The organism is Mesorhizobium sp. (assembly GCF_024509055.1).
Taxonomy (GTDB): Bacteria; Pseudomonadota; Alphaproteobacteria; order Rhizobiales; family Rhizobiaceae; genus Mesorhizobium.
The window spans coordinates 1-25,265 of record NZ_JANINM010000374.1 but is presented as its reverse complement, the minus strand read 5'-3'; the positions used below and the strand labels follow the sequence as shown (position 1 = coordinate 25,265).

Below are 25,265 nucleotides of genomic sequence, written 5' to 3'. Positions count from 1 at the left end.
ATCGCGGCAGCGAGATCGCCTACGCGCTCTATGTGCTCGCCCGCAACAAGAAGGCCTCGATCGGCGACCTGCGCTACTACGCCGACACGCAGCTCGAAGCTTTTTCCAGCCCGATGGCGGTCGCGCAACTGGCGGCGAGCCTGGCGCTCTATGGCGATACCCAGCGTTCGGAAGCCACCTTCCAGACGGCGCTGCGGCTGGCGCAGGCCAGCACCGACTACGACTACTATCGCTCCGACTACGGCTCGCCGCTGCGTGACGGCGCGGCGATGCTGGCGCTGGCCGCTGAATCGAAGCCGGTGCCGAGCATCGTACCGCAGCTGATCAGGCTGGTCGGCCGGGAACGCGCGGACGCGCGCTGGACGAGCACGCAGGATGAATCCTGGATGCTGCTTGCTGCACGGGCACTGAAGGAAGGCAATGATTCCATCATGCTCTCCGTCAACGGCACGCCGCATTCCGGCGGCTATTCCAACCGGATTGCCGGCAGCGACCTCGTCGACAGCCCGCTCACGATCGCCAACACCGGGACGGCGCCGCTGCAAGCAGTGGTCACGGCGGTTGCCGCTCCGGTCGATCCGCTGCCGGCCGGCGGCGACGGCTTCGCCATCGAGCGCACCTACTACAAGCTCGACGGCACCGAGGCCAACGTCACAGAGGTCAAGCAGAACGAGCGCTATGTGGTCGTGCTCAAGGTCAATGAGCAGAACACCTGGCCGTCGCGGCTGCTGATCACCGACCTGCTTCCGGCTGGCTTCGAGATCGACAATCCGGGCCTCGTCTCCAGCGCGCAGTTGTCGAACTTCTCCTGGCTGACGCAGACGGACGCCGCCCACCTGGAGTTCCGCAACGACCGCTTCGTCGCGGCATTCAACCCGGCAGACGGCGAGCACGACCACAATCTGACGCTGGCCTACGTGGTCCGCGCCGTGACGCCCGGCACTTATGCGCACCCGGCCGCGACGGTGGAGGACATGTACCGGCCGCAATATTCGGCCCGCACCGCCAGCGGGATGATGGAGGTGAAGGCGCCTTAAACGAACCCGGTCAAGCGAACGAACATGGCGATTGCGCTGCCCCTCATCGGCCTGCCAGCGCCCTCTTCCCGCAAACGGGCAGAGGGTCAAGGTGAAGGGTAGCGCCATGTTCTCCAGGAAGTTCCTTCGACGAACCGCGATCGCAGGCGTTTCCCTGGTGGGCTTTGCGGCCATTTCCGTCGCCGCTCTCTGGGGGTTCGACCGAGCCTTCCCGCCGCCGCTGCCGGCGACGCTGACCGTCTCGACGGAGGTACAGGATCGCGACGGCCTGCTGCTGCGCGCCTTCGCAACACCGGACGGCTATTGGCGGCTCGAAACGCGGCTCGACCAAGTCGACAAGCAGTTTGTCGACATGCTGGTCGCCTACGAGGACAAGCGCTTCTGGGACCATCGCGGCGTCGATCTGCTCGCGCTCGGGCGCGCCGCCGGCCAGCTCGTCACCAGCGGCCATATCGTTTCCGGCGGCTCGACCTTGTCGATGCAGCTTGCCCGCCTGATCGAGCCGCGCGACAGCCGCAGCCTCGGCTCGAAGATCAAGCAGATCCTGCGCGCCGTCCAGATCGAGCGCCGGCTCTCCAAGCGCGAAATCCTCGAACGCTACCTGACGCTGGCGCCTTATGGCGGCAATCTCGAAGGTGTGCGCGCTGCCTCGCTCGCTTATTTCGGCAAGGAGCCGAAACGACTGAGCGTTTCCGAATCCGCTCTGCTGGTGGCCTTGCCGCAGTTGCCGGAAAGGCGCCGGCCTGACCGCAACCTCGATATCGCGCATGCCGCGCGTGATCGCGTGCTCACCCGCATGGTGTCAGCCGGCCTGCTCGGCGAGCGCGAGGCGGCGCGCGCCTCGCTCGACGATGTCGCCGGCCTGCGCCGCAAGCTGCCGGCTTTGGCCGCCCATGCTTCTTACGCGATGCTGCCCAAGGCGCAGCCCGGCAAGCCGCTGCAACTGACGATCCGCCGCAGCGTCCAGCAAGGACTCGAGCAGGTGGCCAGGGAGGCCGCTGCAAGGCTGGGTCCAAAGCTGTCCGTCGCCATGGTGATGGCCGACGCGCGCACCGGCGACATTCTCGGGGAGGTCGGCTCGGCCAATTTCTTCGACGCCAGCCGCTCCGGCTGGATCGACATGACCAAGGTCGTCCGTTCGCCGGGATCAACGTTGAAGCCTTTCATCTACGGGCTGGCCTTCGAGCAGGGGCTGGTGGCGCAGGAAACCATTATCGAGGACAGCCCGGTCGATTTCGGCGGGTACCGCCCGAAGAACTTCGACATGGGCTACCAGGGCGACGTCAGCATCCGCCAGGCATTGCAATTGTCGCTCAATGTGCCGGCGATCCGGGTGCTCGACGCCGTCGGTCCGGCGCGACTCACAGCACGCTTCCGCCAAGCGGGCGTCAACCCGATACTGCCGGTCAACGAAGCGCCCGGCCTGGCGATAGGGCTCGGCGGCGTCGGCGTCACCTTGCGCGACCTTGTGCAGCTCTACACGGGGCTCGCAAACGGCGGCAAGATGCACTCGCTGCACGACGGCACCGAGCCGGCCAATGCGGAGCGCACCACCGCCACCATCCTCGACGACCAGGCCGCCTGGCAGATCAACGACATCCTGTCCGGCGTGAAGCCGCCGGAAGGCGCCGCCCAGCGCGGCATCGCCTACAAGACCGGCACATCCTATGGCTATCGCGATGCCTGGTCGGTCGGCTTCGACGGCCGTTACGTGCTGGGCGTCTGGGTCGGCCGCGCCGACGCCAGCCCGATACCGGGCCTCTCCGGCTATGTCTCGGCAGCCCCGATCCTGTTCGAAGGCTTTGTCCGTTCGGGCCTCGCCAGCGTGCCGCTGCCGGGCCGCCCGCCGGGCGTCTTCAATCCCAAGCGCGACGAATTGCCGGTGACGCTCACCCGCTTCGGCGCCGGGTCGGACGGGCTTGTGCAGGCCACCCCCACCGAGCCAGCGCCCGTCATCATCTTCCCGCCGAATGGCGCACGCGTCGACCTGGGCATGAATTCCGCCGACACCTCGCCGCTGGTGCTGAAACTGCAGGGTGGCCGCGCGCCGTTCCGCTGGCTCGCTAACGGCAAGCCGCTCGCCGGGGTCGACCGGCGCCGCACCGCGACTTGGCAGCCCGACGGCGCGGGCTATTCGACGTTGACGGTGATCGACGCCGCCGGACGTGCGGCGAGCGTGAAGATTTTCGTCGAGTAAAACGCGGCAAGCGATTCAGCGCGTTGCGTTTCACGCCTCGCCTTCGCTCACAAGCGTCTTGGCAGTCCTCACCGCCCCCACAGCCAACCCGAGACAGCGCTTGCCGACGAGGTTCTGATCGGCCCAGCCGACGGCCCGATCACAGCCCGTTGAGGAAGTTGTTCCCCCGACCACCCGGCTCTCGGCGAGAAATTTCTTCGAGGAGATGAAAAACGGAACAATCAATGCATCTTATTTCTATAAACTCGCTAGAGTTCACCGCAGCTCAACGGAGGCGGGAATGACCAAACCTCATTTCAGGAAACTGCTCGGCGCGCTGGTCGCCACATCTGTGCAGTTCGGCACGCTCGGTTTCGCGTTCGCCGATACGACGATCTTGAATGTCTCCTACGACCCGACACGTGAGCTCTACAAGGTCTATGACGAGGCCTTCGCCGCGCATTGGAAAGCGGAGACCGGCGAAACCGTCACCATCCAGCAGTCGCATGGCGGATCGGGCGCTCAGGCTCGTGCCGTTATCGATGGCCTCAACGCCGACGTGGTGACGCTGGCGCTCGAGGGCGACATCAACGCCATCGCCTCGAAGACCAAGAAGATCAATCCAGACTGGCGCACCAAGTTCGAGAACAACTCGGCTCCATACACCTCGACCATCATCTTCCTGGTGCGCAAGGGCAACCCAAAGGGCATCCACGACTGGAACGATCTGGTGAAGGACGGCGTCCAGGTGATCACACCGAACCCGAAGACCTCGGGCGGCGCGCGCTGGAATTATCTCGCTGCCTGGGCCTATGCCAACGCCAATGACGGTAACGACGAGGCCAAGACCAAGGAATTCGTCGGCAAGCTCTATGCAAATGTCCCGGTTCTCGATACCGGCGCGCGCGGTTCGACGGTGACCTTCGCGCAGAAGGGGCTGGGCGATGTCCTGATTGCCTGGGAGAATGAGGCCTATCTGGCGCTGGAGGAATTCGGGTCCGACAATTTCGACATCGTCTACCCGCCAACCTCGATCCTGGCTGAACCCCCGGTCGCAGTAGTCGACGCCAATGTCGACGCCAAGGGTACGCGCAAGGTCGCCGAAGCCTATCTCGGCTGGCTCTATTCCAAGGAAGGCCAGACCATCATCGCCAAGAACCACTATCGTCCGGCCAAGCCCGATCTGGTGCCAGCCGAGGATCTCGCCAAACTGCCGCCGATCAAGCTCGTGACCATTGACGACGCCCAGTTCGGCGGCTGGAAGAAGGCGCAGCCTTACCATTTCGGCGACGGTGGTATATTCGACCAGATCTACAAGCCCGTCCAATAGGCGGCATGCGACTGCGAACAGCCATTCTGGTTGAATAAGAAGGGGCGATCCAGAACAGCATGACCACAGCACCCGCCAATGCGGGGTGGCGATTCAGACAGCCGAGCGTCATTCCGGGCTTCGGATTGACGCTCGGCTTCTCGCTTGCCTACCTCACGCTTATCATTCTCATCCCGCTATCCGGGCTGGTCTGGCGCTCAGCTGCGCTCGGCTGGACCGATTTCTGGGCCATCGCCGTCGACCGCCGTACGTTGAATGCCTTGAAGATCAGCTTCGGCACCGCCTTCATTGCCGCGGCCGTCAATTTGGTGTTCGGCACGGTCGTGGCCTGGGTGCTGGTCCGCTACCGCTTTCCCGGCCGGCGCATCGTCGACGCCATGGTCGACCTGCCCTTCGCGCTGCCGACCGCGGTCGCGGGCATCGCGCTCACCACGCTTTACGCCCCGAACGGCTGGATCGGGCATCTTCTGGCGCCGCTCGGCATCAAGGTCGCCTATACGCCGCTCGGCATTATAATTGCGCTGATCTTCATCGGCCTGCCTTTCGTCGTCCGCACTGTCCAGCCGATCATGGAAGAGCTCGACAAAGAGGTCGAGGAAGCGGCCGCCACACTCGGCGCCAGCCGTTTCCAGATCATCACCCGAGTGCTCTTCCCCGGCCTGGCGCCGGCGATCATCACCGGCTTCTCGCTCGCCTTTGCGCGCGGCGTCGGCGAATACGGCTCCGTCATCTTCATCGCCGGCAATCTGCCGTTCAAATCTGAGATCGCGCCGCTGCTGATCGTCATCCGGCTCGAGGAATATAATTACGAAGCGGCAACCGCGATCGCCGCGATCATGCTGGCGCTGTCCTTCGCGATGCTTTTGGTCGTCAACTTGGTGCAGACATGGAGCCGCAAGCGCTATGGCTGACCCCGAGATCAAGTCCTACGAACCGCATCACGAAAGCCTGTCGGCCGCGGTCACTGAAAGCCGGCCGGTGAAGGCCGTGCTGATGACGATTGCCTTCGCCTTCCTCGCAGTCTTCCTGCTTCTGCCGCTGATCGTCGTCTTCCACGAGGCGCTGGCGAAAGGCATCGGCGCTTACACCGAAGCGCTCTCCGGCCCCGACACGCGCTCGGCGATCCGCCTGACATTGCTCGTGGCGGCGATCTCGGTGCCGCTCAACGTCGTCTTCGGCATCTCGGCCGCATGGGCGATCGCGAAATTCGAGTTCAAGGGCAAGGCCTTCCTCACCACGCTCATCGACCTGCCCTTCTCAGTCTCGCCGGTCATTTCGGGCCTGGTCTATGTGCTTCTCTTCGGCGCGCAGGGACTGCTCGGCGAATGGCTGAAGGCGCACGGCATCCAGATCCTTTTCGCTGTCCCGGGCATTGTCCTTGCCACCGTCTTCGTCACCTTTCCCTTCGTTGCCCGAGAACTGATCCCGTTGATGCAGGAGCAGGGCAATGGCGACGAGGAAGCAGCCCTTTCGCTTGGCGCCAATGGCTGGCAGACCTTTTGGTACGTGACGCTGCCCAACGTCAAATGGGGGCTGCTCTACGGTGTCCTGCTGTGCAACGCGCGCGCCATGGGCGAGTTCGGCGCTGTGTCCGTGGTGTCGGGCCACATACGCGGCCTCACCAACACCATGCCGCTGCATGTCGAGATCCTCTACAACGAATATAACGCCGTCGGCGCCTTCGCCGTGGCTTCGCTGCTTGCCGGCCTGGCGCTGGTGACGCTGGTTTTGAAAACGCTTCTCGAGATGCGCTACGGCGCCGAGCTCGCCGCCACCCGCGGACATTGAATGCATGTCGCCCAAAAGTGTGTAGCGGTTTTGGGATAACGACATGCATCACTTAACAGAGGTCTTTTGCATGGAAGTTCGCGTTGCCAACGTGCGCAAGGAGTTCGAGCGGTTTCCGGCGCTCCACGACGTGTCGCTCGACATCAAGTCGGGCGAGTTGATCGCGCTGCTCGGACCGTCTGGCTCGGGCAAGACCACCCTGCTCCGGCTGATCGCCGGGCTTGAGCGGCCAACGCGCGGAAAAATCTTCTTCGGCGATGAGGACGCTTCGCAGAAGTCGATCCAGGAGCGCAATGTCGGCTTCGTCTTCCAGCATTATGCGCTGTTCCGCCACATGACGGTCGTCGACAACATCGGCTTCGGCCTCAAGGTCCGGCACGGCGTCGCTAGACCGCCGGCGCAGGAAATCCGCCGCCGAGCTTCCGAACTCCTCGACCTCGTCCAGCTGTCGGGGCTGGAGAAACGCTATCCGGCACAGCTTTCCGGCGGCCAGCGCCAGCGCGTGGCGCTCGCCCGGGCCATGGCGATCGAACCCAAGGTGCTGTTGCTCGACGAGCCGTTCGGCGCGCTCGACGCGCAGGTGCGCCGCGAGTTGCGTCGCTGGTTGCGCGAAATCCACGATACGACCGGCCACACCACCGTCTTCGTCACCCACGACCAGGAGGAAGCGCTTGAGCTTGCAGACCGCGTCGTCGTGATGAGCCAGGGCCGTATCGAACAGGTCGGCTCTGCCGACGATATCTACGACACGCCCAACTCGCCCTTCGTCTACGGCTTCATCGGTGAATCGAGCTCGCTGCCGGTCAAGGTCGAGAACGGCGAAGTCTGGCTCGCAGACCGGCCGATCGGCCTGCAGGCGCCAGATGCCCCCCCGGGCGAGGCCACGCTTTACTTTCGGCCGCACGATGTCGAGCTCCTCGACGGCTGCAGCGGTTGCATCGCAGGCACGGTTGCCACCAGCCGGCGCGTCGCCGGCACCCGGCGGGTCGAGCTCGAAATCGGCGGCGAACGGCAGCGCGTCGAGGTCGAACTGCCGGTCGACCACCCGGCGGCGCAAAAGAGCCGGATTGCCTTCAGGCCGCGGCGCTGGAAGCTTTTCCCGGCCGCCTGACGTCTGTTTCAAGCAATAGTCGCCAAGGCGCCATTGGAAGACGCCGCGATGAATCATATTGAAAGAAAAACCTACCAACCGGCTGTTTCGGCGACGTATTTTCCAGAGCAGCGACAGTCGGTTTCGTCCCCATGTCTCGTAGCGTTCACCTTGCGTGGCTATGCTCGCGTCATTGTCCCGCTATTTTCTGAAGGAGCCTGTTTTCATGAAGCGCCTGTTGCTCGGCATTGCCACCTTCACCGGCCTCGTCCTCGCGTCCTCCCAAGCCTGGTCGGCCGACAAGTTGCTCAATGCCTCCTATGACGTCGGCCGTGAGCTGTTCGTCGACATCAACAAGGCCTTCATCGCCAGCCATCCCGGCGTGACCGTGGATCAGTCGCATGCCGGAACCTCAGCCCAGGCGCGCGCCATCGCCGAAGGCCTTGGCGCCGATGTCGTTACCTTCAACCAGGTCACCGACGTCGATTTCCTCGTCAAGAAGGGCCTTGTGTCCGCCGACTGGCAAAAGGCTTTCCCGGACAACGCCTCGCCCTTCTACTCGCTGCCGTCCTTCCTCGTGCGCGCCGGCAACCCCAAGCACATCAAGGACTGGAACGACCTGGTGCGCGACGACGTGCAGGTGATCTTCCCGAACCCGAAGACGTCAGGCAACGCGCGCTACACCTATCTAGCCGCCACCGCATACGCGAAAGAGGCGTTCAAGGGCGACGACGCCAAGGTCAAGGAATTCATCACCAAGCTGTTCGCCAACGTGCCTATCTTCGACACTGGCGGCCGTGCCGCCACCACCACTTTTGTGCAACGCGAGATCGGCGACGTGCTGATCACCTTCGAGTCGGAAACACGTGGCATCCGCAAGGAGTATGGCAGCGACAAGTTCGAACAGGTCACGCCTTCGGTCAGTCTGCTCGCCGAGTTCCCGGTCGCGATCGTCGACAAGGTCACCGACGAGCATGGCACGCGCGATCTCGCCAAGACCTATCTCGACTTCCTCTATACGCCGGAAGGCCAGGACATTCTCGCCCGCAACGGCAACCGCGTTCGTGACGCTGGAGTGGCCGCCAAATACAAAGCCGACTTTCCCGATGTCCGCCTGCTGACGGTGGAGGAGGTCTTCGGTGGCTGGGACAAAGTGCAGAAGGAGCATTTCGCCGCCGGTGGCCTGCTCGACCAGGCCTATGGCAGCCGCTGAGGCATTTTTGCCCTTTCATTCGGAGAAACAGAAAGCCGGCCCTCGCCGGCTTTCTTCATGGTACCTAGGACAACCTCTTTGCCGGCGAAGTCCCGGCAGCCAATGTGAAAAACGTTACGAAGAATCAACGCGTTTCTGACTAGGCTGCACCGTCAAATTGTTGAGCCAGGCAGCGTTCTGCGGCCAAACTGTCATGATTTGCACACAAACAACCGCCAGATGCAGGCGGATTGGGGTTTGATGAATTGAATCGGGCATGCTGACCAAAAAAGGCAAATACGGCCTCAAGGCCCTCGTGCATCTTTCCAGCCTGCCGGCTGGCCAGCTTGCGTTTGTCAACGACATCGCGGTCGCCAACAACATCCCGAAGAAGTTCCTCGACGCCATCCTGGGCGAATTGCGCAACGCCGGCTTCGTCCAGAGCCGGAAGGGCAAGGAAGGCGGCTATCGCCTCGCCAGGCCAGCCGCCGAGATCAAGATCGGTCACGTCGTCCGTGTCCTCGATGGACCGCTGGCGCCGATCCCCTGCGCCAGCCGCACGCAGTATCAGCGCTGCGAGGATTGCGACGAGGCGACCTGCCAGGTTCGCCACATGATGCTGGAGGTGCGGCAGGCGATCGCCGAGGTGCTCGACAATCGCAGCCTCGCCGCCATGCGTGACGCCGACAACGACGATTTCCCGGCCGAGCTGACCTCGCAGATCTAGTTCAGGCCCCTGTCTCGCGCCATTGGTTGCCTGTCCGCCGCGGAAGCGATAAAGCGGCTCATGGACGGAACGGGGCTGGGCATCTGACGATGAGGCTGGCTTGGCTTGGCAAATCCCGCAAGGCCAACAGGAAGCCTTCGTCCGCAGCCATCTATCACACCGAGATCATCGCCGACGTGCCGGTGCCCGAACGCGGCGAGTCCGTCCGTTTCTTCAGCCGCAAGCTCGTCCGTCCAGGCAAGCTGCGAGGCTTCTCGAACGGAGATCTGCGCGAGAGCCTGATATTCTGCTTCTATCTCGGCGTGGCCGCGGTCTTGCCTGTCGCCTGGTGGGCGCCGGTCTGCCGCTGGGTCTCGACGCTGCGCCGCAAGCGCCATCTCCGCAAGGAATTCGACGGCTATGATGTCGCGATGAAGTCGGTGCTTGGCGACGGCGTCGACACGCGAGGCCTTTTCTATGGCCATCGCGCCGCCGCTCACCGGCGCTGGTTCTTGGTTGCCGCTCATCTGGTCGGCGGTTGGCGCTGGTCGCCGGCGATCCGTCTCGAAGGCCTCGATGGCCTGCAAACGGCCCTGCTGCGCGGTCGCGGCGCCATCATCTGGTGCGATCAGTTCACCGCGCAGACCATCATGGGAAAGCGCGCCCTCTTCGAGGCCGGCATCGAGGCCTGTCAGATCAGCGTCAACTTCCATGGTTTCTCGGAAAGCAGGTTCGGCCTGCATGTGCTCAACCGGCCGCTGTTCAAAGTCGAGGACCGCTTCCTGAAAGGCCGGATCATCTTCGAACGTGCCGACGCCTACCAGGTCACGGCGCGCATCCAGAAGCTGCTCAAGGAAAACGCCGTCATTCTGATGACCAACACCACCCATGCTGGCTCGAGCTTTGCGGAGGCCGGCATCGGCGAACACGGCTGGACCCAGCTCGCCTCCGCGCCGGCGAATTTCGCGGCGCGGGCCGGCGCTGCGCTGTTTGCCATGTCGACACTCGAGACAGTGCCGTTCCGCGAATACCGGGCGATCGTCAGCACCGAATTGCAACCCGCAAGCGGACAGGCCGAGCCCCGACCGGTGAGGGAGATGGCGGCAAAGAACCCCGTCTTGCAGGCGGGCTATATTCTGCTGAAGCGCGACCATCTTCTCGAGGCGCTGAAACTCTGCCCGGAGCAGATGATGGTCTGGTTCAGCGCAAACCGGCTCGCCGAGGACCCGGAAGAACCTCCGGCCGGCAATGGAGCCGACTGAGGCGGACTTTCAGCCCAGCGCTTCCCTCACGATCGCCGCGACGCCGGCCGTCGCATCGACCGTCACCGCGCGCTCATCGGCGGCCGGCTCCTCCAATATGGCGAACTGGCTGTCGACCAGGCTCGCCGGCATGAAATGGCCCTTGCGGTTGGCGACCCTTCGCCGCGCGGTCTCGCGATCGATCTTCAGGTAGACGAAGACGATGCCGGGGCAGAAGCGGCGCAGCCTGTCCCGGTAGCCGCGCTTCAATGCCGAACAGGCCGCGACCGCCTTCCGTCCGCCGGAGACGGTTGCCACGATGCTTTCGCCGATGGCGTCGAGCCAACCGGCGCGCAATGCATCCGTCAGGGGCTCGCCCCTCGCCATGCGCGCCACGTTTTCAGGCGGATGCAGCCTGTCGCCTTCGATGTAGACGGCCTGCAAAGCCCTGGCCAGCGCTTCACCGACCACAGTCTTGCCGCAGCCTGCAACACCCATGACCACGATGGCCGGGACCGAGCGAAGATCATCTGGTGGGTCTGCGGCGCCTCGCGGTGTCATCAGGCCAACGCTTCCACGCGCCGTCTTGCCCTCCATATCAGCAGCAGAATGGCGGCAAGGTTCACAACGTTCCAGGCGATTCCGTTCAGGAACGCGGCGGCGTAGGAGCCGGTGAGGTCGTAGATCCAGCCCGACATCCAGCCGCCGACCGCCATGCCGAAGACGGTCGCCATCAGCACGATGCCGACCCGCTGGCCAGCCTCCTTGGCCGGCATGTAGTCGCGCACGATGATCGCATAGCAGGGCACTATGCCGCCCTGCGACAGGCCGAAGACGAGCGACACGACATAGAGCGAGGCAAGCCCGTCGAAGGGAATATAGAAAAACAGCGACAGGCCCTGCAGCGCCGAGCCGATCAGCAGCGTCTTCACCGCGCCGATGCGATCGGCCAGGAAACCGGAGCCTATGCGGCTGACGACGCCCGCCGCCAGCATGATCGATAGCATGTCCGCGCCATGCGCGACGCCGTAGCCGAGGTCCATGCAGTAGGCGACGATATGCACCTGTGGCATCGACATCGCCATGCAGCAGCCGAAGCCGGCGACGACCAGAAGGACCTGCAACTGCGAGGGCGACAGCGAAATCGGCTGCACCGGCCGGCTGGCCGGGGCGCCGGGAGCTCCTTCGCGCGGCGCGCGACGCCGCAGCATCAGAATCAGCGGCACCATGGTGACGAGGCATATCACCCCGATCAGGGCATAGGTGAAACGCCAGCCCTCGCTCTGCATCACATAGGGCATAGCCGACGGCCAGACCGCGCCGGCAAGGTAGTTGCCGGAAGCGGCCACCGTCACCGCGACGCCCCGGCGCCGGTTGAACCAGTGCGAGATGTCGGCGATCAGCGGGCCGAAGATCGCCGAGCTGCCGACGCCGATGAACAGCCCCTGCACCACCGTGAAAGCGAAGATCGAAGTGCTGCGCGACGCGAGCAGGAAACCGGCGCCGAGCGCCAGCGAGGAAAGGAGCGCCGGTATCCAATAGCCGAAGCGGTCGATGGCGCGCCCGACCAGCACGTTGCCCAGGGCAAAGCCGACCATCGTAACCGTATAGGGCATCGAGGCCGCGGCGCGGTCGACGCCGAATTCGGCCTGCACGGCGGGCAAGACCACCACCACCGCCCACAGGCCAGCGCCGCCGATGGTTGCCATCAGCACTGAAATGGCCAGCCGCGTCCAGGCGTAGACGCTGTCTATGCCGGGGCCGCTCGCCGCGTTTCCGGAGATTGTCGTCAAGGTGCTTCCTGTCCCAAAATCGGCGGTTCGGCGCCAAATATCGGCGTATCTGCCTGCCCGAGCAGCACCACGACCGGCAAATCCGTGGCTCCAGACCGGGAACTCCCGGTGCCTGGTCGAGTTTTCTTCCCACGGAAGGAGTTTTGCCATGACCGCCAGCAAGAAATGGTCGGCCGAGGTCACCGAACACAGCGACGCGATGGACCTCGAGGAACATATCTTCGAATCCGACGACGCAAAGAAGATAGCGAACTCGCTCAAGCGCTCGGCCGAGCATAGCCACCGCCGCAAGGCCGAGCCATTCCAGTCCGCCATGTCGATGCTGAATTTCTACATCAACCGTGCCGGCAGCAATCTGCCGGAGCAGCGCAAGAGAGTGCTGGAAAAGGCCAAGGACGAGTTGCGGGTCGCCTTCGGCCGCGAAAAGCAGGATTTAGCTACCGCGACTGGATGACGTCGTCGGTGTTGGCGAGCAGCTTGCGCACGGCATTGCGCGCGGCATCCGGCCTTTGCAGACGAATGTTCCTTTCGATCGCCTCATGCAGCTTCTGAGCGTGCTGCAGATCGTCGAGTTCGCGGGTCGTGTAGGTGAAAAGGTGGTCGAAGGCGGATTCGATCAAGACGCCCAGCGGCACCAGCAAGTCGTTCCCTGACGCCCTGAGGATGGCGAGGTGGAAGCGTGTATCGGCGCGCGTCCGTTCCTGCAGGTTGGTCGCCTCGCCCATCTCGCGACAAGCTTTGCTGATTTCGGCCATCTGCTCGTCGGTGCGCCGCATCGCCGCGAAAGCCGTCGCCTCAGGCTCGATGATGTGGCGAAACTCCTGCACCGTCCTGAGGAACACCTCGCGGTCGGGCGACGTCGCGTACCAGGACAGCACATCGCGGTCGAGCAGGTTCCAGCGCTCCTTCGGCTCGACCCAGCTGCCGATCTTCGGTCGCGATGCCAGCAGGCTCTTGGCCATCAGCATCTTTATCGCCTCGCGCACCGCGGAACGGCTGACGTCGAAGGTCTCCGACCATTTCGCTTCATTGGGCAGGATGGTGCCCGGCGGATAGTCGCCTCGCACGATCCGAAGCCCGATTTCGCTGGCTAACGAGGTATGCACGCTGGCGCCTGGAATGCGTGGCGCGTTGGGCCGGCGAACGCCGGCTGGACGCTCCGCGCTTGCCGTTTTCGTGGGCTTTTGTTCGTTGTTCGGCTTTGCGTCCCGCATGTGACCAGAAAGTCCCGTTTTCAGAGGCTGTCAAGCAAGGTGCGCGGATGTGCACAGCTCAGCCTGCATTTGCAGCCGTCACGATGTCTTGACGTATTTGCGCCAGCTGTGTTCGGGCCGGAAGCCGAGCACATCCCGCGCCTTGCGGTTCGACAGCAGCGTCTCATATTCGCCGAGCTCGGCCTTCACCGGCACGCCAGGGTAGAAGCGCTTCAGCAGCTCGGCCGTTGGCAAATCTGAGGAGGTATCGTCATTGGCTGCGTTGAACACCTGATAGCCGAGCCCATCCTTCTCGATGGCGCGCAAGGTGATCTGGCCGAGGTCGCGGGCGTCGATGTAGCTCCAGGCGATACGCTTGCGAAAACCGGGATCGGCGAACCATTTCGGGAACAGTGAATATTCATGCGGTTCGATGACGTTGCCGATGCGCAACGCGTAGATATCGAAGCCGCTGCGAAGCGCGAACGCCCGGGCAGTCTTCTCATTGACGACCTTCGACAGCGCGTAGCTGTCCATCGGGTCGACGTCATAATCCTCGTCGAGCGGAAAATGCGTCGGATTGCGCGCCTCGTTGGCGAAGACCAGGCCATAGGTCGTCTCGCTGGACGCGATGATCACCTTGCGGATGCCGAGCTTCACCGCTGCCTCGATGACGTTGTAGGTGCCCATCGCATTGATGCGGAACACCTCGTTGTCCGGCGTGATCATGATGCGCGGGATAGCCGCGAAATGCACGACGGCATCGACTGGCTGCGCCCGCAATGACGGGTCGAATTCGTGCAGGCCCATGTAGCTCGACAGCGCGTTGAACACCTGGCCGCTATCGGTGATATCGGTGATCAGAGTGCGCACCTTCGGGTTGTCGAGCGGCCTGGCGTCGATGTTGAGCACCTGGCAGCCATGCTCGACCAGATATTGCACGACATGACGACCGGCCTTGCCGCTGCCGCCGGTGAACATGATCCGCTTGGTCATTTTGCGCTCCACATCACTTCGAAATTATGCGTATTGTCAGACAATATTGTATTCCACCACTGCGCGCTACCGCGATCCGCGAACCTTCTCGACTATCGTTCGCGATCCGGCTCCTCTGGCGCTGATCAACAGGGAAGACAGGGAAGAAAGCCATGACCACCACCGCTGCCCGCGAAAACATCGGTTTCATCGGCCTCGGCCTGATGGGGCATGGCATAGCCAAGAACATTGTCGACAAGGGCTATCCGCTCACCTTCCTCGGCCGCAAGAACCGCAAACCGGCCGAAGACCTGCTCGGCCGCGGCGCCAGGGAAGTCGCCACCTCACGCGAGGTGGCAGCGGCATCCGACATCGTCTTCATCTGCGTCACCGGCTCGCGCGAGGTGGAGGCGATCATCCGTGGTCCCGATGGATTGAAGGATGGCCTCAAGAAAGGTTCGGTGGTCGTCGACTGCTCGACATCCGACCCGGTCTCGACCGTGGCTCTGGCCGCCGAACTGAAGGCGCTTGGCGTCGATTATGTCGATGCACCGCTCAGCCGCACGCCGAAAGAAGCCTGGGAAGGCACGCTCGACGCCATGGTCGGCGCGCCCGATGCCGTCTTTACCAGGCTGAAGCCGGTGCTCGATACCTGGGCCGGCCGCATCGTCCACATCGGCGACACCGGTGACGGCCATCGCATGAAGCTGCTCAACAACTTCGTCTCGCTGGGCTATGCGGCGATCTATTCCGAGGCGCTGGCGCTGGCGCAGAAGGTCGGCATCGCGCCGTCGCGTTTCGACAGTGTCATCCGCAACGGCCGCATGGATTGCGGCTTCTACCAGACGTTCATGCGCTGGACGCTGGAGGGCGACCGCGACGCGCACAGATTCTCGATCGCCAATGCCTTCAAGGATCTGACCTATCTGGAATCGATGGCGGGAGCCGCCGGCATAGCCAACCCGCTCGGCAACGCCACCAAGAACTCGTTTGCCACCGCCTTCGCCGCTGGTCCCACCGATCAGTATGTGCCGATGCTCGCCACGCATATCGGCAAGCTCAACGGCGTCGACCTGATGCCGTCGAAGGACGGCGTCAAACAGAAAATCTGAAGAGGCCTCGAAACGCCCTGCCGCACAAGCAGGCGACCGCGTCCGAAAAATAAGGGGCGCGCCCTCCCCGCAGGGCGCGCCCCGAAACAAGCCTTACCTCTGGATACAGGTGTCGGCCGTCTCCTTGGTGCATTCGTCGAGACCGGTGAAGACCGGATCGTCGACCTTCTTGCCGGCGATGAGGTCAAGCATCACCGAAGGCGCCTTGTAGCCCATCTCGAAAGGCCGCTGGCCAACCAGTGCGGTCACCAATCCTTCCTTGGCGATCGCTACTTCGTCGCCGATCGTGTCGGCGGCGCCGATGACGAATTCGTTCTTGGCGAGCTTATCGGCCATCGGCTTGAACAAGTCGCGATAGGGCTGCGGCGCGCCGAATAGCGGCCAGCCGCCCATGATGCCGAAGGCGTCGAGCTTCGGATTGGCGGCAAGGATATCGGTCATCGCCTGCACGCCCTTCGCGCCGTCGTCATTGGTGAAGACCGGGCAACCCGCGACCTCGGTCCAGCCGCCCTCGCCCTTCAGCGCTGCAAGGCCTTCCTTGCCCGACAGCGCGTCGCGCATGCCCTGCGCGCGCCGCAGGATGTTGTCGGCGGCGGCGTTGCCTTCAATGGTGCAGATCGTCCCGCCGTTCGGCTTGGCCTTCTTGATGTATTCGCCGATCTTCTTACCCATCAGGTAATTGTCCGTGCCGAGATAGGTCTTGCGCAGCGCGGCGTCTTGCTTGGTGAGGTCGGCGTCGACCGTCATGATCGGGATCGACGGATTGGCGCTTTTGATCGTCTGCGCGATCAGCGGCGCGTTCGACGGCGAGATCGCCATCGCGGCCGTATCCGGCTTGCTCAGCATGTCCTGCACGATCTGCGCCTCGCCGGCTTCATCTGAAGTCGACGCCGGGCCGGTGTAGAAGCATTCATATTCCGAGCTGGCGTTTTCCTTGTTCCACTTCTCGCAGCCCTGGTGGATAGCTTCGAAGAACGGGTTGTCGAGACCCTTCACCACGATGACGAGCTGCTTCTTGGCCAAAGCCGGCCCGGCGCCCAACGCCATGGCGGCGACGGCGGCAAGCAAAAGTGTTTTCCTCATATCATTCCTCCCTTGGAAACAGACGGACACGGCGTGTCCGCCACACTGATCGGTCCGGATGCAAGGGACACGCGATCGCCTGCTCGTGTCTTAAGCCGGACCGATAAGCATTTGCCGATCCGCCGCCAGGCCGCATGACCGCTGGCGTGTCCGGATCCTCGACCTGTCGCCTGCCCCCGCCAATCAGCGTCCGGCCGGCTTCCGGTCATTCCTCCGGCGCGTAGCTAATAACGGCTCGTTTGCGCCGTCAATTCCTATTTGTCCTACAAAACCGATTTTTCGTCGAGCTTCGAAATTAATCGTCTGACAATTGATTGACGCCCGCGCGGGCTTTTGCCTAAATGCAATCATCGCGCTTGCCCGGGAGGAGCAGGACAGGCGCGGCCCACGCTGCGCCGGCTTTCGATCCGCAGGCCGTCGCGGGCAGGATGGGGAGGCTTAAGGCTGGTGTCGGTTCTCGAACTCGCCAACATCTCGAAGCATTTCGGCGCCATTCAGGCGGTCAACGACGTCTCGTTCACGCTGCAGGCCGGGCAGGTCGTCGGCCTGATGGGCGACAACGGCGCCGGCAAGTCGACTCTGGTCAAGATGATCGCCGGCAACTTCCGCCCCAGCCACGGCACCATGCACATGGACGGCAAGGAGCTTGTCCTGCACAAGCCGGCGGAGGCCCGCCAGCACGGCATCGAGATCGTTCACCAGGACCTTGCGCTCTGCAACAACCTGACGGCAGCCGCGAACGTGTATCTCGGCCGCGAGTTGCGCCGGGGCATTGGTCCGTTCCGCATCCTCGACTATGGCGCAATGTACAAGCGCGCTGGCCAACTCTTCGCCGAGCTGAAATCCGAAACGCGCCCGCGCGACCTCGTCAAGCAGATGTCGGGCGGCCAGCGCCAGGCGGTAGCGATCGCCCGCACCATGCTGTCGCAGGCCAAGATCGTGCTGATGGACGAGCCGACCGCGGCGATCTCCGTCAGGCAGGTGGCTGAGGTGCTCAACCTGATCCGCCATCTCCGCGACCAGGGCATCGCCGTGGTCCTGATCAGCCACCGCATGCCGGACGTGTTCGACGTCGCCGACCGCGTCATCGTCATGCGGCGCGGCAGAAAGGTCGCCGACAAGAAAATCGCCTCGAGCTCGCCCGAGGAAGTCACCGGGCTGATCACCGGGGCCATCGAACAGGTGGCTTGAAATATCGAACCCGTGACGCTCGTGCACTCAGGAAAGGTCGATAATGGCAGTCACGCTTGACCAGACGATCGCGCAGAAGCAGCACACTTTCCTGTCGCGGCTCTTCTCCAGCCAGACCTTCTGGGTGGTGATCGCGGTCATTCTCGCTTGCCTGTTCCTGTCCTTCGCCACCGACGCCTTCGCGACATCGAAGAACCTCTTCAACATAACCCGCAACGTCACTTTCATCGCCATCGTGGCGCTGGGCATGACCTTCGTCATCATCACCGGCGGCATCGACCTGTCGGTCGGCTCCGTGCTTTGCCTGTGCTCGATGGTTCTCGCCGTGACCATGCATGCCGGCTATGGCATCGGCACAGGCATCGCCGCATCGCTCATCACGGCACTGGTCATCGGCGCCTTCAATGGCATCCTGATCGCCTATCTCGGTTTCCCGCCCTTCGTCGTGACGCTCGGCATGCTCTCGATCGCGCGCAGCTTGGCCATGGTCGCCTCCAACAACACAGTCGTTTTCCAGTTCGGGCCGGACCACGACAAGTTGCTGGCGCTGGGCGGCGGCGCCTGGGTATTCGGCATCGCCAATCCGGTGCTCTACACCATCGTCCTGGCGCTGATCACCGGCTTCATCCTGCGCTGGACGAAGTTTGGCCGGCACATCTTCGCCATTGGCGGCAATGAGCATGCGGCGACTCTGACCGGCGTCCCGGTGCGCCAGATCAAGGTCGCGGTCTACATGATCTCGGCGTTGTCGGCTGGGCTGGCCGGCATCATCCAGACGGGCTGGCTTGGCGCCGTCACCACCAATATCGGCACGGGCATGGAACTGCAGGTCATCGCCGCGACCGTCATCGGCGGCGCCAACCTGGCGGGCGGCGTCGGCACGGCCTTCGGCGCCATCGTCGGCGCGGCGTTGATCGAGGTGATCCGCAACAGCCTCGGTCTGCTCGGCATCAACGCCTTCTGGCAGGGCACCTTCATCGGTGGCGCGATCCTGCTGGCGGTGCTGTTCGACCGCATCCGCAACTTGCGCCGCAGCGATTGAGTTTAGAGGCTAAGCGGCCGACGACAGGATCGCCGTTTGGTGCCAAGCCGGTAGGCGAACGACTTTGCGTGGGGCTTCCATTTCACTTCCTTGACATCGCCGGAGCAATTTTTTCGAATCCCGAACCCGCATAGACACGGCACAGGTAGCCGGCCGCCGGGTGGATTCGTAGCAGTTGGCGTGAGGGCCATTTCCATCCAATGGCAATCGCTCGCCTCGGTGCTGAACAGCACCATAGGCCAGTCCGGCCCAAAGCTTATCCAACGAACTTCCGCGCGGGCCCGCCGCCTGTTATGGATGGCGCTGGTGGCCGAGGAAAATGCATGAAGCCCATCTATATCGACTACCTCAACGCGCTCGACATCGAAGCCCTTGCCATGACCGACGCCGAGATCATCGGCGCCGTCGAAGCCGGCCTCGTCGCGCAAGGCAATGGCCAGACGGTCATCGAGCCGCGTGTCCACCTGGAGCCCGATCCTTCCTTCCACGGCCATTTCAACGTGTTGCGCGGCTATGTGGCGCCGCTTGATGCGGCGGGAGTGAAGATCGTCGGCGACTATGTCGACAACTATCTGCACGGCCTGCCTTCCGAATTCGGCATCCTCAATCTTTTCGATCCGCGCACCGGCACGCCGCGCGCCATCCTCGACGCCACCGTGATCACCGACATGCGCACCGGCGCGGTGACGGCGATCGGCGCCAAGCACCTGGCGCGAAAGAACTCGAAGGTGCTCGGCCATATTGGCGCGCGCGGCACAGCTTATTGGAATGTGCGCCTGCTCGACCATCTCTTCGACTTCGACGAAATCCGCGTCCATTCGCGCCGACCGGAAAGCCGCGACGGCTTCGCCGCGAAACTGTCGGCCGATCTCGGCAAGAAAGTCACCGCCGTCGCCGACTGGAAAAGCTGCGTCGAAGGCGCCGACATCGTCGTCGAAGCGTCGCGGCTTTCTGAGCCTACGCCTTTGTTGAAAACGGAATGGATCAAGCCCGGCGCGTTCGTGGTGCCCTACGGCACGATGAGCGCGGTGGAATTGTCGCTCACCGACATCATGTCGAAGATGGTCGTCGACGACTGGGGCCAGTGCAAGGGCGGCAAGTTCGGCTCGCTACGCGCCCATGTCGAGACCGGGCGGCTAAGCGAGAAGACTTTGCACGCCGAGCTTGGCCAGATCGCCGCCGGCCTCAGAAATGGACGCGAAAACGACGGCGAGACGATCCTGTTCTGGCATCGCGGTCTCTCGCTTTCCGACATCGCTCTCGGCAAGGCGATGCTGGCCAAGGCGGGAGAAAAAGGCATCGGGCAGAGGCTGCGCTTCGCATGAGCCCGCTCGTCCTCACCGGCGCCGGTGTCAGCATCGAGGACGTCGTGGCCGTCGCGCGCGGTTCCAGCAAAGTCGAGGTCACACCCCTCGTCGTCGAAAAGCTCGGCAAGGCACGAACGGTTCTTGATGATGCAGCCGCCGGTGGCCAGCATATCTACGGGTTGAACACCGGTCTCGGCGCCAATCTCGGCACATCCGTCGAAGGCGACGCCAGCGCCTTCCAGCGTCAGCTTCTCGAGGGCCGCAGCGGTGCGGTCGGCGAGGCTCTGCCCGTATTCGCTGTGCGTGCGGCGATGTTTGCCCGTATCGCGATGCTTTCGGCCGGTGGCTCGGGCCTTTCGCCGCGTGTGTTCACCGCACTTGTCGATGCGCTCAATGCCGGCGTCCACCCGGTGATGCCATCGCTCGGCTCGATCGGCGCCGGCGACCTTCTGCTGATGACGGCGATCGCGCGCATGCTCATCGGTGAGGGCGAGGCCGACTACCAGGGCCGACGCATGCCTTCGGCCAAGGCGCTGATGATGGCGCGCCTCGCGCCTGTCACTCTTGCGCCCAAGGACGGCCTGTCACTGATCAACGCCTCCGCGGTCTCCACCGGCGCCGGCGCGCTGGCGCTCGCCGACGCGTTGTCGGCGCTGGACCAGCAGCAGCAGGCCGGTGCGCTGACCATGGAAGGCATCGGCGCCAACCGCACCATCCTCGATCCGCGCCTGCACATTGCACGGCCCGGTGCCTGCCAGCAGGTCGCGGCAAAGGCGCTGCGCAATCTGCTTGCGCGCGACGAAGCGCCCGCTCCGACCACCATTCAGGACCCGCTGTCGATCCGTTGCATGCCCTCCATCCATGGCGCGCTGATCCAGGCGATCGATCACGCGCGACATGCTGTCGAGATAGAGCTCAACGCCGCGGCCGACAATCCGCTGGTGCTTGGCGAAGACTCGCTCGTGCTGTCGACCGGCAATTTCCACACGGCTTCGCTGTCCCTGGCCTTCGAGACATTGGGCCTCGCCATCGCGCAGGCCGCGGCTGCATGTGCCGCCCGTTTCATCCAGCTCACCGGCTCTGGCCGCAACGGCCTGCCGAAGTACCTGTCGCCGATCGGCGGTGCCTCCGCCGGCTTCGTGCCGCTGCAAAAGACGGTGACTGCGATCCAGGCCGCGATCCGCCACAAGGCCAATCCGGTCATGCTCGATTTCCTGGCCGTGTCCGAAGGCGTCGAGGACCATGCGGCGCAGACCCCCCTCGCCGTCGCGAAATGCGCCGAGATGATAGTGCTGTGGCGACGACTTGTTGCCTTCGAGCTGATGGCTGCTGCGCAGGCTGTCGACCTGCGCGACGGGCTGGCGCTGGCGCCGGCCACCGGAGCGATCCATACAGCCGTGCGCGCGCATGTCGCGACGCTGAAGGAGGACCGGCCGCTCGGTATCGATTCCGAAGCGCTCTACTCCTCCCTCGCCAGTGGAGCCTGGCAGGGTCCCACGGAAAGAGGCTGAGCACCCGGAACACCGCGAGCCGCTCTCCCGCCGCCGGCGGCCCATCCATCAGTGGTATCCGATAGACCTTTGAGTGGCGGGTGGCCGCGACCGATGCCGGGGGCATCTCGGCAAACAGATGTTGCATAGCGCAACCCTATGCCTGCGGAAGCGGTAGCCACCCTCCCGCCGCCGGAAGCGTGCATGCTGTCGTAGGCCGCCATTCCGATTCAGCCCCCCCGTTGCCAACGTGGATTGCGGTCCACGAAAGCCGCCTCCTGCCCCTGAATGGCCTCGCTCGGCGCGTCAGCCCCCTTGGGTTGCAGAATGAGTTCGGATATGAAGGCCACGGGCATATAAGGGGGAGCTAATTTGCGCAATTCCTGTTTTGTCTTGGCGGCCGACGCGAAATATTTCCCGTACGCCGTACTCGGCGCGCGCCGCATACTGGATGTATCCGCGCCGATCGATGGTTTCATCCTTCACATCGGAGCCGGAACTGACGATCTGGCGATCGCGGGCCGATTGCTTGGTGCCGGCGTCAGGATCGTCGATGTCTCGGATCTCATGAAAGGGTTCGACTTCGATCCCGGCCACCTCAGCGTGGCAACCTATATCCGCCTGGTTGCCGACAAGCTGGCGGTATTCGAGCCGTATGACAGGCTCGTCTACGTGGACTCCGACGTCATCTTCAACCGGTCGATCACCGACTTGACCGATGTCGAACTGAATGCGCCGCTCCTGGCGGCCCATGACGAGCAGAATTATTTTGACCCGAACTACCGCAAGTCGCTTGAGATGGGGCCAGGCTCATCGCACTTCAACGCCGGCATATTGGTGTTGAACATGCCTGTGATCCGCGCCGAGGGGCTGCTGGCGCGGGCTCGCGAACTGGCGCTGCGGCGGGTGCCGAACCTTGACCAGGGAGCGCTCAACATCGCCTTTGCGGGTCGGTGGCAAACCATGCATCCGCTCTGGAACCTCCAGACCAACCATTCGAGCCAGATACCGTTCGACAGGGCCTTCGCGCGTCATTTCTCCTTTGGAAAGCCCTGGTGGCCAAGACCTGAAGGCGTGGAACTCGCGGCGCTGGCCATCTATCGCAACCTGGCGAAGGACACGCCATGGCTCGATCGGTTCAGTCGCCCTCTCTGGAAGAGAGGGCTGCGCAAGCGGTTGCTCCGTAACTTCGATGGCCTTTCCGGGATCATCCTGAACAAGGAAAAATACAGGCGTCGTTTCCGATTCAATGTTGAACGGACTACCGCCATTTTTGCCGCTCACGCCGAACAGGGGATGATGGCCGCAAGCTACCCGGAAGTCCTCATGGGTGTAGTCAAGGCGCCGAAATAGCTGCCTGCCGAGCCAGACCGCCTTGACGACCGCGACAGCCGGCGGACCGCCGAAGCTGCAACGGCTTGTTCCAATGCCCGCCGCCGTTGGGCGGCGAGCCGGGCGGCCAAACGCTTCCTCGCTCAGGCCTTTGCGTCCATCTTCTTCATGAAGAGGGTGAGCTCGTCCGGGTCCATATGAACGATGTGCCTATCCTCCGGATAGGCGCCGCTGTTGACGTCGGCGACATATTCGGAAAACGCAGCGATCCGCTCCGCCTGCAGCCGGTCATATTCGGCGGCGAAATTACGGTAGACCTTCGAGTGTCGCGGCATGCGCCCCCTGTTCTGGCCGAGAATGTCCTCGGCGAACAGATATTGCGCGTCGCAGCCGGTACCGGCTCCCATCGACAGCATGATCAGCGAGGTGCGCTCGGAGATCGCCTTGGCAACTTCGACCGGAACGACTTCGATCTCGGCGCCGATCGCCCCGGCCGCCTCCAGCTGCTTCACCGCTTCGAACACCTGCATGGCGGTATCGGCGGTCTTGCCGACGGCCTTGAAGCCGCCGGTCCAGGTGGCGCGCGACGGGATCAGGCCGACATGGCCGATGACGGGGATGGCATCGTCGGCCATGCGCTTGATCGTGGCATAGCCGGCGCTGCAATAGACGGCATCAGCGCCCGCCTTGTAGAGGCGAAAGGCCCAGCGCAGGAAATCGTCCGCGGTGCCGATCTCGAAGAAGTTCTCGCCAGGCATGGTGAAGAGGCTGGGCGCGGCGTCGCGGTATTGCGGATTGAGCACCAGTTCCGGTGGCACCGAGACGATGTCTATGCCGGCACGCTCGGCGGCCTCGGCCTCATCGAGCGTCAGCACGCGCAACATGGTCAGTTGCCGCTTGCCCTTCATGGCACGCAGGTCGGCAACGGTAGGTCTCTTTCGGCTCATCGATAAATCCCTGTTGGTTTTGGCTGCGGCTTCAGCCGATGGCGATCATTACCTTGCCCGCCTCGACCTTGACCGGATAGGTCTTGAGGTTGATGCAGACCGGCGCGCCTTTGGCCTCACCGGTCCGGTAGTTGAAGCGGCCATTGTGCTTGGGGCATTCGATGATGTCGTCCATCACCAGCCCGTCGGCGAGATGCGCCTTTTCGTGCGTGCAGTAGCCATCCGTCGCGAAGAACCGGTCGTCCGGCGAGCGGTAGATCGCAAAGGTGCGGCCGCCATGGTCGAAGCGGATCACGTCCTCCTCGTCGACGTCGTCCACCGCACAGGCTTCAATCCAGTCCGCCATTCTCCTGCCCTTACTCTGCCGCGGCCGCCGTCATGTCGACTTCGTGGAATTCGCCGCGATAGGGCTTGGCCGTCGCCGGTAGTTCGCGCTTGAGGTAGTAATCCTCATATTTCAGCTGCCTGAGCAGCACCGGCCAGACCTCGCGGTAGGCGTGCCACATCGACGGGTTCGGTACCGGCAGATCGTGCTTGATCAGCTCATGCAGCTTCGGCAGCGCGTGATAGGGCACCATAGGGAACATGTGGTGCTCCACATGGTAGTTCATGTTCCAATAGATGAACCGGCTGATCGGGTTCATGTACACAGTGCGCGTGTTGAGCCGGTGATCGGTGACGTTGTCGGCAAGGCCGATATGTTGCAGCAAGCCGGTCGTTACCATGTGCCATGTGCCGTAGAGGCGCGGCAAGCCGATCAGCACCAAAGGTATCCATGATTTAAGCGCGATCGCGACAGCGATCGTCGCGACATACACGACCATGTGCCAGCGCGCGGCGGCCACCGCCTTATGCTGCTCCATTTCTGGAATGTAGCTCTTCTCGTCATCCGACAATTTGCCGAAGGCTTGGCGCACCAGCGTAGGCAGCGAATAACGGAAGTCCAGGATGCCGGTGAAGGCGAGCGCCGCCTTGATGAGATCCGGCGGCCGCATCACCGCGATCTCGGCGTCCCGGCCAACGATGATCGTATCGGTGTGGTGGCGCGCATGGCTCCAGCGCCACTGCACCGGATTGCGCATCAGCATGAATGAGGCGATGTGGTAGACGACGTCGTTCATCCAGCGTGTGCGGAAAGCGGTGCCGTGGCCGCATTCATGCCACCGCGAGTCGCTCGACGAACCGTAGAGCACGCCGTAGACGAACAGGAACGGCACGACCCACCAGCTGCCCCAGAACC

General features: G+C 63.5%; 23 protein-coding genes and 1 pseudogene. 16 read left to right on the top strand and 8 right to left on the bottom strand.

What is annotated here, in order from left to right; all coding sequences use genetic code 11:
- The 9 genes and pseudogenes from Q0L57_RS17345 to Q0L57_RS17305 all read left to right on the top strand — a co-directional run.
- Window positions 1–1,037: pseudogene (locus Q0L57_RS17345) on the top strand (hypothetical protein); the annotation flags it as partial.
- Window positions 1,038–1,143: 106 nt separating this feature from the next.
- Window positions 1,144–3,234, top strand: coding sequence for a penicillin-binding protein 1C (pbpC, locus tag Q0L57_RS17340; RefSeq protein ID WP_296744382.1), 2,091 nt, complete (start codon window positions 1,144–1,146; stop codon window positions 3,232–3,234).
- Window positions 3,235–3,514: 280 nt separating this feature from the next.
- Window positions 3,515–4,543, top strand: coding sequence for a sulfate ABC transporter substrate-binding protein (locus tag Q0L57_RS17335; protein ID WP_296744381.1), 1,029 nt, complete (start codon window positions 3,515–3,517; stop codon window positions 4,541–4,543).
- 59 nt (window positions 4,544–4,602) lie between these two features.
- Window positions 4,603–5,454 carry a sulfate ABC transporter permease subunit CysT gene (gene cysT, locus Q0L57_RS17330; protein ID WP_296744380.1) on the top strand — a complete coding sequence of 284 codons (852 nt, stop codon included), beginning with the start codon at window positions 4,603–4,605 and terminating at the stop codon, window positions 5,452–5,454.
- On the top strand, window positions 5,447–6,331 hold the full coding sequence (cysW, locus tag Q0L57_RS17325) for a sulfate ABC transporter permease subunit CysW (RefSeq protein WP_296744379.1): 885 nt from the start codon (window positions 5,447–5,449) through the stop codon (window positions 6,329–6,331). The genes cysT and cysW overlap by 8 nt, the downstream gene beginning before the upstream one ends.
- A gap of 70 nt (window positions 6,332–6,401) precedes the next feature.
- Complete coding sequence (locus Q0L57_RS17320; RefSeq protein WP_296744378.1) at window positions 6,402–7,442, top strand: sulfate/molybdate ABC transporter ATP-binding protein; 1,041 nt, start codon at window positions 6,402–6,404, stop codon at window positions 7,440–7,442.
- 205 nt (window positions 7,443–7,647) lie between these two features.
- Window positions 7,648–8,634, top strand: a complete 987-nt coding sequence (locus Q0L57_RS17315) for a sulfate ABC transporter substrate-binding protein (RefSeq protein ID WP_296744377.1) — start codon at window positions 7,648–7,650, stop codon at window positions 8,632–8,634.
- Between the two features lie 256 nt (window positions 8,635–8,890).
- Window positions 8,891–9,340 carry an Rrf2 family transcriptional regulator gene (locus Q0L57_RS17310; protein WP_140821031.1) on the top strand — a complete coding sequence of 150 codons (450 nt, stop codon included), beginning with the start codon at window positions 8,891–8,893 and terminating at the stop codon, window positions 9,338–9,340.
- 89 nt (window positions 9,341–9,429) lie between these two features.
- A complete protein-coding gene (locus tag Q0L57_RS17305) occupies window positions 9,430–10,581 on the top strand; it encodes a hypothetical protein (RefSeq protein ID WP_296744376.1) in 1,152 nt (383 codons plus the stop codon).
- 9 nt (window positions 10,582–10,590) lie between these two features.
- Here the strand turns inward: Q0L57_RS17305 and Q0L57_RS17300 are convergent, their stop codons facing one another.
- Both Q0L57_RS17300 and Q0L57_RS17295 read right to left on the bottom strand, forming a co-directional pair.
- The gene (locus Q0L57_RS17300) at window positions 10,591–11,121 is read right to left on the bottom strand and encodes a gluconokinase (RefSeq protein WP_296744375.1); all 531 of its coding nucleotides are present in this window, start codon (window positions 11,119–11,121) and stop codon (window positions 10,591–10,593) included.
- Entirely contained in the window at window positions 11,121–12,353 is a 1,233-nt protein-coding gene (locus Q0L57_RS17295) for an MFS transporter (RefSeq protein ID WP_296744374.1), read from the bottom strand. The genes Q0L57_RS17300 and Q0L57_RS17295 overlap by 1 nt, the downstream gene beginning before the upstream one ends.
- A gap of 148 nt (window positions 12,354–12,501) precedes the next feature.
- Here Q0L57_RS17295 and Q0L57_RS17290 point away from each other — a divergent pair, with 148 nt between their 5' ends.
- Window positions 12,502–12,807, top strand: a complete 306-nt coding sequence (locus Q0L57_RS17290; RefSeq protein ID WP_296744373.1) for a DUF3175 domain-containing protein — start codon at window positions 12,502–12,504, stop codon at window positions 12,805–12,807.
- Here the strand turns inward: Q0L57_RS17290 and Q0L57_RS17285 are convergent.
- Both Q0L57_RS17285 and Q0L57_RS17280 read right to left on the bottom strand, forming a co-directional pair.
- Window positions 12,791–13,567 (bottom strand): FadR/GntR family transcriptional regulator, encoded by a 777-nt coding sequence (locus tag Q0L57_RS17285; RefSeq protein WP_296744372.1) that lies wholly within the window; start codon window positions 13,565–13,567, stop codon window positions 12,791–12,793. The two genes, Q0L57_RS17290 and Q0L57_RS17285, sit on opposite strands and share 17 nt — an antisense overlap.
- Window positions 13,568–13,645: 78 nt before the next feature.
- On the bottom strand, window positions 13,646–14,542 hold the full coding sequence (locus tag Q0L57_RS17280) for an NAD(P)-dependent oxidoreductase (RefSeq protein WP_296744371.1): 897 nt from the start codon (window positions 14,540–14,542) through the stop codon (window positions 13,646–13,648).
- A 152-nt stretch (window positions 14,543–14,694) separates the two neighbouring features.
- Between Q0L57_RS17280 and Q0L57_RS17275 the strand changes: the two genes are divergently transcribed.
- Window positions 14,695–15,633 (top strand): NAD(P)-dependent oxidoreductase, encoded by a 939-nt coding sequence (locus Q0L57_RS17275; protein ID WP_296744370.1) that lies wholly within the window; start codon window positions 14,695–14,697, stop codon window positions 15,631–15,633.
- Between the two features lie 93 nt (window positions 15,634–15,726).
- Here the strand turns inward: Q0L57_RS17275 and Q0L57_RS17270 are convergent, their stop codons facing one another.
- Complete coding sequence (locus Q0L57_RS17270) at window positions 15,727–16,716, bottom strand: sugar-binding protein (protein ID WP_296744369.1); 990 nt, start codon at window positions 16,714–16,716, stop codon at window positions 15,727–15,729.
- A 447-nt stretch (window positions 16,717–17,163) separates the two neighbouring features.
- Here Q0L57_RS17270 and Q0L57_RS17265 point away from each other — a divergent pair, with 447 nt between their 5' ends.
- The 5 genes from Q0L57_RS17265 (at window position 17,164) to Q0L57_RS17245 (ending at window position 23,099) form a co-directional block, all read left to right on the top strand.
- Window positions 17,164–17,907 carry an ATP-binding cassette domain-containing protein gene (locus Q0L57_RS17265; protein WP_296744368.1) on the top strand — a complete coding sequence of 248 codons (744 nt, stop codon included), beginning with the start codon at window positions 17,164–17,166 and terminating at the stop codon, window positions 17,905–17,907.
- Between the two features lie 43 nt (window positions 17,908–17,950).
- Entirely contained in the window at window positions 17,951–18,949 is a 999-nt protein-coding gene (locus Q0L57_RS17260; protein ID WP_296744367.1) for an ABC transporter permease, read from the top strand.
- Window positions 18,950–19,272: 323 nt separating this feature from the next.
- Window positions 19,273–20,274: an ornithine cyclodeaminase family protein gene (locus Q0L57_RS17255; protein WP_296744366.1), complete on the top strand. Its 1,002-nt coding sequence runs from the start codon at window positions 19,273–19,275 to the stop codon at window positions 20,272–20,274.
- Complete coding sequence (gene hutH, locus Q0L57_RS17250) at window positions 20,271–21,767, top strand: histidine ammonia-lyase (protein ID WP_296744365.1); 1,497 nt, start codon at window positions 20,271–20,273, stop codon at window positions 21,765–21,767. The genes Q0L57_RS17255 and hutH overlap by 4 nt, the downstream gene beginning before the upstream one ends.
- Before the next feature lie 372 nt (window positions 21,768–22,139).
- On the top strand, window positions 22,140–23,099 hold the full coding sequence (locus Q0L57_RS17245; RefSeq protein WP_296744364.1) for a glycosyltransferase: 960 nt from the start codon (window positions 22,140–22,142) through the stop codon (window positions 23,097–23,099).
- A gap of 122 nt (window positions 23,100–23,221) precedes the next feature.
- Here the strand turns inward: Q0L57_RS17245 and Q0L57_RS17240 are convergent, their stop codons facing one another.
- The 3 genes from Q0L57_RS17240 to Q0L57_RS17230 all read right to left on the bottom strand — a co-directional run.
- Window positions 23,222–24,025, bottom strand: a complete 804-nt coding sequence (locus Q0L57_RS17240; RefSeq protein WP_296744363.1) for a 3-methyl-2-oxobutanoate hydroxymethyltransferase — start codon at window positions 24,023–24,025, stop codon at window positions 23,222–23,224.
- Window positions 24,026–24,056: 31 nt separating this feature from the next.
- The gene (locus Q0L57_RS17235) at window positions 24,057–24,371 is read right to left on the bottom strand and encodes a MocE family 2Fe-2S type ferredoxin (protein WP_296744362.1); all 315 of its coding nucleotides are present in this window, start codon (window positions 24,369–24,371) and stop codon (window positions 24,057–24,059) included.
- A 10-nt stretch (window positions 24,372–24,381) separates the two neighbouring features.
- Window positions 24,382–25,265, bottom strand: an 884-nt coding sequence (locus Q0L57_RS17230; RefSeq protein ID WP_296744361.1) for a fatty acid desaturase family protein, incomplete at its 5' end; no start/stop codon positions are given.

Bases quoted from the DNA above. Each gene is read 5' to 3' on its own strand.
- pbpC (WP_296744382.1), top strand. From the start codon at position 1,144: ATGTTCTCCAGGAAGTTCCTTCGACGAACCGCGATCGCAGGCGTTTCC.
- Q0L57_RS17335 (WP_296744381.1), top strand. From the start codon at position 3,515: ATGACCAAACCTCATTTCAGGAAACTGCTCGGCGCGCTGGTCGCCACA.
- cysT (WP_296744380.1), top strand. From the start codon at position 4,603: ATGACCACAGCACCCGCCAATGCGGGGTGGCGATTCAGACAGCCGAGC.
- cysW (WP_296744379.1), top strand. From the start codon at position 5,447: ATGGCTGACCCCGAGATCAAGTCCTACGAACCGCATCACGAAAGCCTG.
- Q0L57_RS17320 (WP_296744378.1), top strand. From the start codon at position 6,402: ATGGAAGTTCGCGTTGCCAACGTGCGCAAGGAGTTCGAGCGGTTTCCG.
- Q0L57_RS17315 (WP_296744377.1), top strand. From the start codon at position 7,648: ATGAAGCGCCTGTTGCTCGGCATTGCCACCTTCACCGGCCTCGTCCTC.
- Q0L57_RS17310 (WP_140821031.1), top strand. From the start codon at position 8,891: ATGCTGACCAAAAAAGGCAAATACGGCCTCAAGGCCCTCGTGCATCTT.
- Q0L57_RS17305 (WP_296744376.1), top strand. From the start codon at position 9,430: ATGAGGCTGGCTTGGCTTGGCAAATCCCGCAAGGCCAACAGGAAGCCT.
- Q0L57_RS17300 (WP_296744375.1), bottom strand. From the start codon at position 11,121: ATGACACCGCGAGGCGCCGCAGACCCACCAGATGATCTTCGCTCGGTC.
- Q0L57_RS17290 (WP_296744373.1), top strand. From the start codon at position 12,502: ATGACCGCCAGCAAGAAATGGTCGGCCGAGGTCACCGAACACAGCGAC.
- Q0L57_RS17285 (WP_296744372.1), bottom strand. From the start codon at position 13,567: ATGCGGGACGCAAAGCCGAACAACGAACAAAAGCCCACGAAAACGGCA.
- Q0L57_RS17280 (WP_296744371.1), bottom strand. From the start codon at position 14,542: ATGACCAAGCGGATCATGTTCACCGGCGGCAGCGGCAAGGCCGGTCGT.
- Q0L57_RS17275 (WP_296744370.1), top strand. From the start codon at position 14,695: ATGACCACCACCGCTGCCCGCGAAAACATCGGTTTCATCGGCCTCGGC.
- Q0L57_RS17270 (WP_296744369.1), bottom strand. From the start codon at position 16,716: ATGAGGAAAACACTTTTGCTTGCCGCCGTCGCCGCCATGGCGTTGGGC.
- Q0L57_RS17260 (WP_296744367.1), top strand. From the start codon at position 17,951: ATGGCAGTCACGCTTGACCAGACGATCGCGCAGAAGCAGCACACTTTC.
- Q0L57_RS17255 (WP_296744366.1), top strand. From the start codon at position 19,273: ATGAAGCCCATCTATATCGACTACCTCAACGCGCTCGACATCGAAGCC.
- hutH (WP_296744365.1), top strand. From the start codon at position 20,271: ATGAGCCCGCTCGTCCTCACCGGCGCCGGTGTCAGCATCGAGGACGTC.
- Q0L57_RS17240 (WP_296744363.1), bottom strand. From the start codon at position 24,025: ATGAGCCGAAAGAGACCTACCGTTGCCGACCTGCGTGCCATGAAGGGC.
- Q0L57_RS17235 (WP_296744362.1), bottom strand. From the start codon at position 24,371: ATGGCGGACTGGATTGAAGCCTGTGCGGTGGACGACGTCGACGAGGAG.